Source organism: Pseudomonas sp. A214, from assembly GCF_900156295.1.
Classification (GTDB): domain Bacteria; phylum Pseudomonadota; class Gammaproteobacteria; order Pseudomonadales; family Pseudomonadaceae; genus Aquipseudomonas; species Aquipseudomonas rhizophila.
The window spans coordinates 5,809,618-5,822,194 of record NZ_LT707062.1 but is presented as its reverse complement, the minus strand read 5'-3'; the positions used below and the strand labels follow the sequence as shown (position 1 = coordinate 5,822,194).

Here is a 12,577-nt window from a genome sequence, read left to right as displayed (position 1 = left end):
ATCATCATGAATGAGGCCAATGGCGGGAATGAGCAGGCGAAGGCGATGGCCGCTCGCGAGCTGTTCCTGCTCGGCCAGAAAACCGTCGAGGCGCGTGCGGTGCTGGCCGCGCTGCGCAAGGAGCTGAACGACGCCAACACCCAACTTGCCGACAAGCAACATGTCGAGCAACTGATCGAGGCCAATCAGCAACTGGTCCTGGCGATCCTGTCGGCCCAGTCCGAGGCTGAAAAGCCACCTTCCACGCAGGCAGAACAACAACTGTATCGGCAGATGCGCGAGGCCAATGAGCAATTGGTCATTGCCGCCCTTAGCGCGCAGCATCTGCAAGACGCGGCCGAACGGGCGCTGGAGCGCCAGCGTAGCGTTCTCGCTTTGGTTGCCCACGAACTGCGTCATCCGCTGACGCCCATCAGCATGATTGCCGGCCGACTGGTGCGGGTGCCCAGTGAGGAGTTGCCGCGCATGCAGAAGCTGATCGAAGGTCAGGTCCGGCACATGTCTCGATTAGTGGAGGACTTGCTCGATGTCTCCCGCGTCAGCACCGGCAAGTTTCGCCTCGATTGCCAGATTGTCGATATGGTGCAGATCGTTCGCGAGGCCATCGATATCTGTAAACCGGCCATGGTCAGCGGCAATTTGCTGTTCAGCACCACACTGCCCGAGTGTGCCCTGCTGGTGTACGGCGATCCGGTACGGCTTGCTCAGATTCTCGGCAACCTGCTGGGTAATGCGGTCAAATACACCCCTGTGGGCGGCACCGTCGAATTGTCGGTTACCGTCGAAGGGAGTGTCTTGAAGGTCAGCATCCGTGATACCGGCATAGGTATTTCGGCCAAGGCGCTGCCGTTTATTTTTGAACCCTTTGTGCAGGATGTTCACGCCATCGGCTTCAACGGCGTTGGCCTGGGCATTGGTTTGACGGTGGTGCGCGAGTTGGTCGAAAGCCACGGTGGCACAGTGGTCGGCAAGAGTGAGGGGGATGGCAAGGGGAGCGAGTTCGTGGTGAGGTTGCCGTTGGCAAATCCATGAAGCTGCGCAGTCGTCCCATCTGCCGCCGCGTGCGGGGATGTCAGATTCTGTAATAATTCGATGCGTATGACGCGTTCGGAAACATTATAGGATCACCTCCCCAATTATTTTCAGGTCTATATGAACACCCTTCTGGAGCCTCCCAGTCGTTTTTTTCAATCCGCGCCCCCTACAAGTCCGCTCTGCGTTACCCAGCGTTTATCCGGTTTTTCTGGATCGCTGGCTATCCAAATCCCATCCGTAGGCTTCTCATCGATTTCTCCCAGTGAGACCAACGGTGTCGCCTCCCAAGTCATGCCTTGCTCTATCCGCTCGATAAAGCTTCTTTCCCTGGCACCTTTCGCCCCGACTCTACGAGAGGTTGAATAACCCTTATGGAATGGATTGCTGATCCGACGGCATGGCTTGGCCTGCTGACCCTGATCGTGCTGGAGCTGGTGCTCGGCATTGATAACCTTGTGTTTATTGCCATCCTGGCTGACAAGCTGCCGCCGGAGCAGCGCGATCGTGCCCGGATCATTGGCCTGTCGCTGGCATTGTTGATGCGCCTTGGCCTGCTGGCCAGCATCTCCTGGATGGTGACCCTGACCGAGCCGTTGTTCGAGGTCTTCGACAAGACGTTCTCGGGCCGGGACCTGATCATGCTGTTCGGTGGTGTATTCCTGTTGTTCAAGGCCACCATGGAGTTGCATGAACGACTTGAGGGGCATGTCACCGAGCGTACAGGTAACGCCGCCTATGCGATGTTCTGGCCTATCGTTGCGCAGATTGTGGTGCTGGACGCGGTCTTCTCCCTGGACGCCGTGATCACGGCCGTGGGCATGGTGGAACATCTGTCGGTCATGATGATCGCGGTGATTTTCTCCATCGGCCTGATGATCATCGCAAGTAAGCCCCTGACCCAGTTCGTCAACAGCCACCCAACCGTCATCATGCTCTGTCTGGGCTTTCTGATGATGATCGGCTTCAGCCTCACGGCTGAGGGCCTGGGCTTCCACATTCCGAAAGGCTACCTCTATGCCGCGATCGGTTTTTCGATCCTGATCGAACTGTTCAACCAGTTGGCTCGCTCTCGTCGCAAGAAGAGCATGCAAGGGCATCGCCCTATGCGCGAACGCACTGCCCATGCCGTCATGCGTTTGCTGGGTGGACACAAGTTGGGGGCTGATGAAGTCGGTGAAGAGATCGCTGACATGCTGTCAGGCGACGAAGCCGAACAGGTCTTCCACCGACGTGAGCGGGTCATGATCAGTGGTGTGTTGCAGTTGGCGGAGCGCCCAATACGCAGTGTCATGACTCATCGGGCGGAAATCGACCACCTCGACCTGGCCGATTCCCCAGACGAGATCCGCACCAGGCTGATGCACTCGTCGTATTCCAGGTTGCCGTTGATCCGCGACGGCCGTGTGGATGAGCCTCTGGGGTTCATCCACAAGAAGGAGTTGCTCAAGGAACTGTTGGCGGGCAACGAGCCGAATCTGGAAGCCATGGCTCGCAAGGCCATCAACCTGCTGGACAACTTCACGATTCTCAACGCGCTGGAACAGATGCGCAAAGAGTCGACCCACATCGCCTTCGTGGTGAACGAGTTCGGTGATTTCATTGGTCTTCTCACCATGACCGATATTCTCGAATCCATCGCCGGTGAACTGCCCGATGCCAGTGAAATAGAGGGTCCGAACATCGTGGCCCAGGATGACGGATTTCTGGTCAGCGGCGCGCTGAATCTCAGCCAGGTGCGCGAACACATCGGCTTCCAGGCAAAAGCGACGGATGACTATCAGACGCTCGCCGGGTTGGTCATGAGCTTGCTGGACCGCTTGCCCATCATCGGAGACAAACTCGATTGGCAAGAGTGGAGCATGACCGTTGTCGAGGTTGAAGAGCGTCGGGTGACGAGGGTGCTGTTGCGTAAAAGCTAACGTGGAAGAATTGGGGCCGCATCCGCGGCCTCGTTTGTTTGAAGCGTATGGCGAGTCTCTGTCACCGGTGAAAATCCCGAGACGAAAAAAATCCCCGTATCAGTCATGATTACGGGGATTTTTTCGTCTAGGGAAGTCCGTGTGATTCCACGGGCTCTCTTAAACGTTGAAGCGGAAGTGCATCACGTCGCCATCCTTGACGATGTATTCCTTGCCTTCCAGGCGCCATTTACCAGCTTCCTTGGCGCCGGCTTCACCTTTGTACTGGATGAAGTCTGCGTAGGCGATGACTTCGGCGCGGATGAAGCCTTTTTCGAAGTCGGTGTGGATCACGCCAGCGGCTTGCGGGGCAGTGGCGCCGACGCGTACGGTCCAGGCGCGGACCTCTTCGACACCGGCAGTGAAGTAAGTCTGCAGGTGGAGCATTTCGTAACCGGCGCGGATCACGCGGTTCAAGCCGGGCTCTTCCAGGCCCAGGGCTTCGAGGAACATGTCTTTCTCTTCACCATCGTCCAGCTCGGCGATTTCCGCTTCGATCTTGTTGCAGACCGGAACGACCATGGCGCCTTCTTCTTCGGCGATGGCCCGGACCACGTCCAGGTGCGGGTTGTTCTCGAAACCGTCTTCAGCGACGTTGGCGATGTACATGACCGGCTTGGTTGTCAGCAGGTGGAAGCCTTTGATCACCAGCTTCTCATCGGTGCTCATGTTCTTCATCAGGCTGCGCGCGGGCTTGCCTTCGGTGAAGTGGGCGATCAACTGCTCCAGCAGACCCTTCTGGACCACTGCGTCCTTGTCGCCACCCTTGGCGTTGCGAGCGACTTTCTGCAGTTGCTTCTCGCAGCTGTCGAGGTCGGCGAAGATCAGCTCAAGGTCAATGATCTCGATGTCACGCTTGGGGTCGACGCTGTTGGAGACGTGAATGACGTTCTCATCTTCAAAGCAGCGCACCACGTGGGCGATTGCATCGGTTTCACGAATGTTGGCCAGGAACTTGTTACCCAGGCCTTCACCTTTCGAGGCACCGGCGACGAGACCGGCGATGTCGACGAATTCCATGGTGGTCGGCAGGATGCGCTTGGGATTGACGATGGCCGCCAGCGCTTCCAGGCGTGGATCGGGCATCGGCACGATGCCGCTGTTAGGCTCGATGGTGCAGAAGGGGAAGTTTTCGGCCGCGATACCGGACTTGGTCAGGGCGTTGAACAGGGTGGACTTGCCGACGTTAGGCAGGCCGACGATGCCGCAATTGAATCCCATGGTGTTTCCCCTCGGAGTAGAGTCAGGCCTTCTGGCTGTGCAGGTTTTTCATCGCGCGGTTCCATTCACCGGCGAGGATATCCGGCAGCACGCCGAGGGCAAAGTCGATGCTGGCATCGAGTTTTTCCTGTTCGGCGCGAGGCGCACGACCCAGGACAAAATTTGAAACCATGCTGGCAACGCCCGGGTGGCCGATGCCGAGCCGCAGGCGGTGAAAGGTATTCTGATTACCCAGTTGCGCGATGATGTCGCGCAACCCGTTGTGACCGCCATGGCCGCCGCCCTGCTTGAGCTTGGCGACGCCCGGAGGCAGGTCGAGTTCGTCGTGGGCCACCAGGATTTCTTCAGGTTTGATGCGAAAGAAACCGGCCAATGCCGCCACGGCCTGGCCGCTGCGGTTCATGTAGGTGGTGGGAATCAACAGACGAACATCCTGACCCTGGTGTGAAAAACGCCCGGTCAGGCCGAAATATTTGCGATCGGCCGCCAGGCTGACGCCTTGTGCGTGCGCGATGCGCTCAACAAAAAGGGCCCCTGCGTTATGCCGGGTCTGTTCGTATTCAGCGCCTGGATTTCCCAGGCCAACGATCAGTTTAATGGCAGTCACGATAGGGGCCCTTCCTGGAGTGTGGATAACAACGTCGCGCTCAAACGGTGTTGCGACAGTGAGACGAAAATGGCGGATCTACCGTTAAGTAAACTTCGCGTTCTCGCCCGCTGTCTCGCTACGTTCCAGTCCGCGATGTTTCCGGTCACTCCGGCGACAGAGTGAAATTACTCTGCAGCTTCTTCTTCAGTCGCTTCTGGAGCAACACGTGGAGCGTGGACGTTGGCAACAGCCTTGTCATCGCCGTGCGCCAGGGCAACAAACTCAACGCCTTTAGGGGCCTTGAGGTCGGACAGGTGAATGATCGTGCCGATTTCGGCGTCAGCCAGGTCGACTTCGATGAATTCAGGCAGGTCTTTCGGCAGGCAGGAAACTTCCAGCTCGGAAGTTACGTGCGAGATTTCGCCGCCTTTCTTGACCGGAGCAGCTTCGTTGATGAAGTGCACTGGAACAACAGCAGTCAGCTTCTGACCGGCAACAACGCGTACGAAGTCAGCGTGCATCACGTGGCCTTTGGCCGGGTGACGCTGCAGGGCTTTGATCACGACGTTTTGCTTGGTGCCGCCAACGTTCAGCTCGATGATGTGGCTGTAGGCCGCTTCGTTTTCGAGCAGTTTGGCAACTTCTTTGGCCAGCATGCTGATGGACTCAGGGGCTTTGTCGCCACCGTAGACTACAGCTGGAACCAGGCTTGCGAGACGACGCAGGCGGCGGCTCGCACCTTTCCCCAGGTCGGAACGCACTTCAGCATTCAGGGTAAATTCGTTCATGTTGTATCTCCAAAGTAACCACATTCACCCCAGCGCTTGCGACCAGCGCTAAAGGCGATATGGGCAAAAAAGCCCCGCCCCGGCAGGTAATGTCGGGGCGGGGCGCTTTTCGTCAACGAGATGTAATGGAAAGGGCAGGGCCCTTAACGGAACATCGCACTGATCGATTCTTCATTGCTGATGCGGCGAACCGCCTCGGCAACAACCGGTGCGATATCCAGTTGGCGGATACGCGCACAGGCTTGTGCTGCAGCGGACAGCGGGATGGTGTTAGTGACCACCAGCTCGTCCAGCACGGAATTTTCAATGTTTTCGATCGCTCGACCCGACAGCACAGGGTGTGTGCAGTAGGCAAAGACTTTGGCAGCGCCATGCTCTTTCAGGGCCTTGGCCGCGTGGCACAGGGTGCCGGCGGTATCGACCATGTCGTCGACCAGAATACAGGTACGCCCTTCGACGTCGCCGATGATATGCATCACTTCGGAGTGATTGGCTTTCTCACGGCGTTTGTCGATGATACCCAGATCAACGCCCAGGGATTTGGCAACGGCCCGTGCACGCACGACGCCGCCAATGTCCGGGGACACGATCATCAGGTTTTCGAAGCGCTGATCTTCAATGTCATCCACCAGAACCGGGGAGCCGTAGATGTTATCCACGGGAATATCGAAGAAGCCTTGAATCTGGTCAGCATGCAGATCGACCGTGAGCACACGATCGATGCCGACTACGGTAAGCATGTCAGCCACGACTTTCGCGCTGATTGCCACACGTGCGGAACGCGGACGGCGATCCTGACGGGCATAACCAAAATAAGGAATAACAGCAGTAATACGAGTAGCCGAGGAGCGGCGGAAGGCATCAGCCATCACGACGAGTTCCATCAGGTTATCGTTGGTCGGAGCGCAAGTCGGCTGAATAATGAAGACGTCTTTACCGCGAACGTTTTCATTGATCTCGGCAGTGATTTCGCCGTCGGAGAACTTACCGACAGAAATGTCACCGAGAGGGATATGCAGCTGACGTACAACACGCCGAGCCAGATCGGGGTTAGCGTTCCCCGTAAAGACCATCATCTTGGACACGCGCAGTACCTGAAGGCTGAGGGTATACCTGGATGAGTATAGGAAAATGGCAGGGGCGGCTGGATTCGAACCAACGCATGGCAGGATCAAAACCTGCTGCCTTACCGCTTGGCGACGCCCCTGTATCTGTTGCTTCGAGTGCCCAGCACTCGATTCCGTTAGAGCAGACTTTGCAGCTTGCGATGCAACATCGAAATGTTGCTTCCTTTTGCTACAAACCCTGTAAGGGTCTCTGTCAGAAGGGCCGAGACTTTATCAGCTTCAGCTTTGCTTGGGAAGCCCCCAAACACACAACTTCCAGTTCCGGTGAGTTTTGCTTCGGTAAATTTACCTAACAAATTCAAAGCGTTACGAACATCTGGATAACGCCTTGCTACCACCGGTAAGCAGTCATTTCGACTGTTTCCCTTGGGAACGGGGCGCACTTTAATGGGAGGAGAGTTACGTGTCAACAGTGGATCTGAAAAAATTTCTGCTGTACTTACAGATACTTGCGGCACCAGCACCAAGTACCAGGGTTCCTCGGGCTCTACCGGTGTGAGTTTTTCCCCGACGCCCTCGGCAAAAGCCGCGTGGCCCCGTACGAAAACCGGCACGTCGGCGCCCAGCGTCAGGCCCAATGCGGCCAGGCGATCAGCGTCCCAACCCAGCTGCCACAGGTGGTTGAGCCCCAGCAAAGTCGTTGCCGCGTTTGAGCTGCCGCCGCCGATGCCGCCGCCCATGGGCAGGATTTTTTCGATCCAGATATCAATGCCCAGCGAACACCCGGATTGCTCCTGAAGTTTTTTCGCGGCTTTGACGATCAGGTTGCTGTCGTGAGGAACGCCTTCGAATTCGGTGTGCAGGTGAATCACGCCGTCGTCACGCACGGCAAAGGTGATTTCATCGCCGTAGTCGAGAAACTGAAAAATCGTCTGCAACTCGTGATAGCCGTCCGGGCGACGGCCCAGGATGTGCAACATCAGGTTGAGCTTGGCCGGGGAGGGCAGGGTCAGGCGCGCAGCGGTCATGTCATTGCCCCAGCTTGCGCGGCTGCCATTGCTTGATCACCAGCGTGACGTCCAGGTTGCTGCCGTGCAGTTTGATGCGCTCGGGCAACCAGTAACCGTTTTGCTCGGCGTAGCTCAAGTATTCGATCTGCCAGTCGTCCTGCTCCAGGTTGGACAGGCGACTGTCGGCATCGAGGGTCAGGCGGCTTTTGCTGTCCGGTGCCGGCAGGCCGCGAACCCACCAGGTCAGGTGGGATACGGGCAGCTTCCAGCCCAGTTGTTCTTCCAGCAAGGCTTCCGGCGAGGGTGATTCGTAGCGACCCTGATTGGCCACTTCCAGCGAAACCTGGCCTGGTCGGCCGGTCAGGCGCGCCGCGCCACGACCCAGCGGACCGGACAGGCGAATGTCGTAGTAGTCCTGGCGTTGCAACCAGAACAGTGTGCCGCTGCCCGAGTCTTTCGGTGCGCGTATGCCGATCTTGCCATCGATCTGCCAGCCGTCGAGACCGCTCAGTTGTTCCTTGTGCTCTCGCCATTGGGCCGTGTTGCCGTGGCCCTGGACGGATTCTCGGGCGCCGAAGCCGGCGCAACCGGCGAGCAGGGCGATAAAGCTGAAAACGATGAAGTGGCGCAAAAGCATAATTTTAAAGGGTCTCTGATCCGGTCAGGCGTTTGATGGTGCTGCGCAGGATGGGGCTGTCGGGCTGTTCCTTGAGGAACTTGCTCCAGATCTGCCGGGCTTCGCGCTGTTTGCCGTTGGCCCACAGGACTTCGCCCAGGTGCGCGGCGACTTCCTGGTCGGGAAAGCGCTCCAGGGCCTGGCGCAGCAGGCGTTCGGCCTCGTCGAGGTTACCCAGGCGGAAATGCACCCAGCCAAGACTGTCGAGCACCGCCGGGTCTTCCGGGTTGAGCTGGTGGGCCTGTTCGATCAGCACCTTGGCTTCGGCGTATCGGGTGGTGCGATCGGACAAGGTGTAGCCCAGGGCATTGAGGGCCATTGCATTGTCGGGGTCGCGCTGGATGATCAGGCGCAGGTCTTTCTCCATCTGCGCCAGGTCATTGCGTTTCTCCGCCAGCATGGCGCGGGTATACAACAGGTTCAGGTCGTCCGGGTACTGCTTCAACGCCCGATCGAGCACGGTCCAGGCTTTGTCGCCCTGATTGTTGGCCGACAGGGTTTCAGCCTCGATCAGATACAACTGGATGCCGTAGTCCGGCTGGGTGTCCCGCTGCACGGCGAGGCGACTCTGGGCCTCGGCCGTTTTGCCGTTGCTCATCAGGATATCGGCCTGGCGCAACTGGGCCGGCAGATAATCGTTGCCTGGGCCGACCTGGGCGTACTCGAGCAGTGCACTCTCGGGGTCGTTGCGTTCTTCCGCGATGCGGCCCAGGTTCAAGTGGGCGGAGTCGACATGCGTTCCCCGCGCAATCAGGTCTTCCAGGTGACCCTTGGCTTCTTCCCACGCTTTGGCTTCCAGGCAGACCAACGCCAGGGAATAGCGCAATTCATCGTCTTCAGGGTACTGCTGGACCAGGCTGGAAAACTCCACCTTGGCGTCGTCCATGCGGTCGTTTTCCACCAGCATGCGCGCGTAGGTGAGACGCAGGCGCTTGTCGTCCGGGTATTGCTTGATGCTCTTTTTCAGCAGCGGCAGGGCTTCGTCGCCGCGGTTCGCGCCTTGCAGCAAGCGAGCGCGCAGCAGAATCGGCGCCACTTCGCCCGCCTGCGGCGGGTTGTCTTCCAGCAGGGAAAGGGCGCCCTGGATGTCACCATCCTGTTGCAGCAGCAGGGCCTTGCCGAAAATCAGCTGACCGTTATCGGGATGGCGCTGCAGCAGTCGGTCGAAGCTTTTAGTCAGGCCGTCGCGGGTTTCCTGGTCGGTATCGGCCGCTGATAGCGCAAGGAAGTCGAAATGGGTGTCGCCCTTGCCCAGCAGGACTTTCTCCATATACACCATGGAGTCGTCGTAGCGTCCGGCCCGGGCCAGTTGCACGGCGGCGGCGCGTTGCGCTTCGAGGTCTTGCGGGGCGTTTTTGGCCCAGATCAGTGCGGTATCCAGCGCGGGCTGGTCGGCCCCCAGGTATTCGGCAATGCGAAACGCCCGCTCGGAGATGCCCGGGTCCTGTGTGTTGATGGCCTGGGTGACGTAGTTGTCCAGCGCAATGTCGAAGCGATTGCGCTGGCCTGCCAGTTCGGCGCTCAACAGGCTGAAAATGGTTTCTTCGCTGAATGAGCTATAGACCTTGGGCTTTTCAGGGGCCTGGGTGCTGTCTTCGACCGGCGGCGTACCGTCTGTCGACACGGGGGCCATGGACTGACAGCCGCCGAGCAAGGCAAAAGCGAGGAGCAACGCGGAAGATCTATTCATATAGGAAAAGGACGACTAACCTGCGGTCGGATCATCATGACACAGCCTTCGGTCAAACATAACCGGCCCGTCGATTTACGGCACGGGGCAGGGCGATAGATATCGAGTGGTTGTTCTGAATCTGGCGAAGTAGGACAATTGCCGGCTTCACGTCACTATCAGCGACCTTGAATGGCCTTCCTTGCACTTGGTATTAACCACAAGACTGCTTCCGTAGACGTCCGCGAGCGCGTGGCCTTTACGCCTGAGCAACTGGTTGAGGCCCTGCAGCAGCTTTGCCGACTCACCGAGAGCCGCGAGGCTGCCATCCTCTCCACCTGCAATCGCAGCGAGCTTTATATAGAGCAGGATCACATTTCGGCCGATACCGTGCTGCGCTGGCTGGCCGAATATCACGATCTGAGTCTTGAAGAGCTGCGCGCCAGTGCCTATGTGCATGAAGACGATGCGGCCGTTCGTCACATGATGCGCGTTGCCTCCGGGCTCGATTCGCTGGTGCTGGGCGAACCGCAGATTCTCGGCCAGATGAAGTCGGCCTATGCCGTGGCCCGTGAGGCCGGCACGGTCGGGCCTCTGCTGGGGCGCTTGTTCCAGGCCACGTTCAATGCCGCCAAACAGGTGCGCACCGACACGGCCATCGGCGAAAACCCGGTGTCCGTGGCATTTGCCGCGGTCAGCCTGGCGAAACAGATTTTCAGCGATCTGCAACGCAGCCAGGCGCTGCTGATCGGCGCGGGGGAGACCATCACCCTGGTCGCGCGCCATCTGCACGACCTGGGGGTCAAGCGTATCGTGGTTGCCAACCGTACCCTGGAGCGCGCCAGTACCCTGGCCGAGCAGTTCGGCGCCCATGCTGTGCTGCTCTCGGACATCCCGGCCGAGCTGGTGCACAGTGACATCGTCATCAGCTCCACCGCCAGCCAGTTGCCGATCCTGGGCAAAGGCGCAGTGGAAAGCGCCCTGAAACTGCGCAAGCACAAGCCGATTTTCATGGTGGACATTGCCGTTCCCCGGGACATCGAGCCGGAAGTGGGCGAGCTCGACGACGTTTATCTGTACAGCGTCGACGACCTGCACGAAGTGGTCGCCGAGAACCTCAAGAGCCGGCAAGGGGCGGCCCAGGCGGCCGAAGAAATGATCACCATCGGCGCGGAGGATTTCATGGTCCGCCTGCGCGAGCTGGCGGCGGTGGATGTGCTCAAGGCTTATCGTCAGCAGAGCGAACGCCTGCGCGACGAAGAGCTGCAAAAGGCCCAGCGCCTGCTGGCCAACGGTGGCAGCGCCGAAGAGGTGCTGGTGCAACTGGCTCGCGGCCTGACCAATAAATTGCTTCACGCGCCCAGTGTCCAGCTCAAGAAGCTGACCGCCGAAGGCCGCCTCGATGCGTTGGCCATGGCCCAGGAACTCTTTGCCCTCGGTGAGGGTTCACCGGATAGTTTTTCGGATAAAAAATCGCAATGAAAGCGTCACTGCTCAATAAGCTGGACATTCTCCAGGACCGTTTCGAGGAACTGACCGCCCTGCTGGGCGATGGTGAAGTCATTTCCGACCAGAACAAGTTCCGCACGTATTCCAAGGAATACGCCGAAGTCGAGCCGATCGTCGCCACCTATAAACAGTTGCTCAAAGTGCAGGGCGACCTTGAAGGCGCCCAGGCGTTGCTCAAGGACAGCGATCCGGACATGCGCGAAATGGCGGTCGAGGAAGTCCGTGAAGCCAAGGAGCAGTTGCTCGAGCTTGAAAGCAACCTGCAACGCATGTTGTTGCCCAAGGATCCGAATGACGGTCGCAATGTGTTTCTCGAGATCCGTGCCGGCACCGGCGGCGACGAAGCGGCGATATTCTCCGGGGACCTGTTCCGCATGTATTCGCGTTACGCCGAGCGTCGCGGCTGGCGGGTGGAGATCCTCTCGGAGAACGAAGGCGAACACGGTGGCTATAAAGAGGTCATCGCCCGGGTCGAAGGTGACAACGTCTACGGCAAGCTGAAATTCGAATCCGGCGCCCACCGCGTGCAGCGTGTCCCGGCCACCGAATCCCAGGGGCGTATCCACACTTCGGCCTGTACCGTGGCGGTTTTGCCCGAGCCGGACGAGCAGGAAGCCATCGAGATCAACCCGGCGGACCTGCGGGTCGACACCTACCGCTCCTCGGGTGCGGGCGGTCAGCACGTCAACAAGACCGATTCGGCTATCCGTATCACTCACCTGCCTTCGGGCATTGTGGTCGAGTGCCAGGAGGAGCGTTCCCAGCACAAGAACCGTGCGCGTGCCATGTCGTGGTTGTCGGCCAAGCTCAACGATCAACAGACCAGTGCTGCGGCCAACGCCATCGCCAGCGAACGCAAGCTGTTGGTGGGCTCTGGAGATCGCTCGGAGCGGATTCGTACCTACAACTTTGCCCAGGGGCGGGTCACCGACCATCGAGTCAACCTGACGTTGTATTCGCTGGACGAAATTCTCGCCGGCGGCGTCGATGCAGTGATCGAACCGTTGCTGGCCGAATACCAGGCCGACCAGTTGGCCGCGATTGGCGAGTAAGCA

General features: G+C 58.9%; 11 protein-coding genes and 1 tRNA gene. 4 read left to right on the top strand and 8 right to left on the bottom strand.

The genetic code is table 11. From position 1 onward, the window contains the following. Positions 1 to 6 precede the first annotated feature (6 nt). Entirely contained in the window at positions 7 to 1,032 is a 1,026-nt protein-coding gene (locus BW979_RS26100) for a sensor histidine kinase (protein WP_076386316.1), read from the top strand. Positions 1,033 to 1,406: 374 nt separating this feature from the next. Then, entirely contained in the window at positions 1,407 to 2,954 is a 1,548-nt protein-coding gene (locus BW979_RS26095; RefSeq protein WP_076386314.1) for a TerC family protein, read from the top strand. A gap of 159 nt (positions 2,955 to 3,113) precedes the next feature. Here BW979_RS26095 and ychF read toward each other — a convergent pair whose 3' ends face one another. The 8 genes from ychF to BW979_RS26055 form a co-directional block, all read right to left on the bottom strand. Beyond that, complete coding sequence (gene ychF, locus BW979_RS26090) at positions 3,114 to 4,214, bottom strand: redox-regulated ATPase YchF (protein ID WP_047229391.1); 1,101 nt, start codon at positions 4,212 to 4,214, stop codon at positions 3,114 to 3,116. Positions 4,215 to 4,236: 22 nt separating this feature from the next. Continuing rightward, positions 4,237 to 4,821: an aminoacyl-tRNA hydrolase gene (gene pth / locus BW979_RS26085; RefSeq protein WP_003185374.1), complete on the bottom strand. Its 585-nt coding sequence runs from the start codon at positions 4,819 to 4,821 to the stop codon at positions 4,237 to 4,239. A gap of 167 nt (positions 4,822 to 4,988) precedes the next feature. Next, positions 4,989 to 5,591, bottom strand: coding sequence for a 50S ribosomal protein L25/general stress protein Ctc (locus tag BW979_RS26080; protein WP_076386312.1), 603 nt, complete (start codon positions 5,589 to 5,591; stop codon positions 4,989 to 4,991). A 143-nt stretch (positions 5,592 to 5,734) separates the two neighbouring features. After that, a complete protein-coding gene (locus tag BW979_RS26075) occupies positions 5,735 to 6,676 on the bottom strand; it encodes a ribose-phosphate pyrophosphokinase (protein WP_003171603.1) in 942 nt (313 codons plus the stop codon). A 47-nt stretch (positions 6,677 to 6,723) separates the two neighbouring features. Further along, positions 6,724 to 6,798 (bottom strand) — tRNA-Gln (locus BW979_RS26070). Between the two features lie 36 nt (positions 6,799 to 6,834). After that, positions 6,835 to 7,686, bottom strand: a complete 852-nt coding sequence (gene ispE / locus BW979_RS26065) for a 4-(cytidine 5'-diphospho)-2-C-methyl-D-erythritol kinase (RefSeq protein WP_076386310.1) — start codon at positions 7,684 to 7,686, stop codon at positions 6,835 to 6,837. Between the two features lies 1 nt (position 7,687). After that, positions 7,688 to 8,305: a lipoprotein insertase outer membrane protein LolB gene (gene lolB / locus BW979_RS26060; protein ID WP_047229395.1), complete on the bottom strand. Its 618-nt coding sequence runs from the start codon at positions 8,303 to 8,305 to the stop codon at positions 7,688 to 7,690. A gap of 4 nt (positions 8,306 to 8,309) precedes the next feature. Continuing rightward, positions 8,310 to 10,034: a tetratricopeptide repeat protein gene (locus BW979_RS26055; RefSeq protein WP_076386308.1), complete on the bottom strand. Its 1,725-nt coding sequence runs from the start codon at positions 10,032 to 10,034 to the stop codon at positions 8,310 to 8,312. Positions 10,035 to 10,205: 171 nt separating this feature from the next. Between BW979_RS26055 and hemA the strand changes: the two genes are divergently transcribed. Next, a complete protein-coding gene (gene hemA, locus BW979_RS26050; protein WP_047229397.1) occupies positions 10,206 to 11,495 on the top strand; it encodes a glutamyl-tRNA reductase in 1,290 nt (429 codons plus the stop codon). Next, positions 11,492 to 12,574, top strand: a complete 1,083-nt coding sequence (gene prfA / locus BW979_RS26045) for a peptide chain release factor 1 (protein WP_047229398.1) — start codon at positions 11,492 to 11,494, stop codon at positions 12,572 to 12,574. The genes hemA and prfA overlap by 4 nt, the downstream gene beginning before the upstream one ends. Positions 12,575 to 12,577 lie beyond the last annotated feature (3 nt).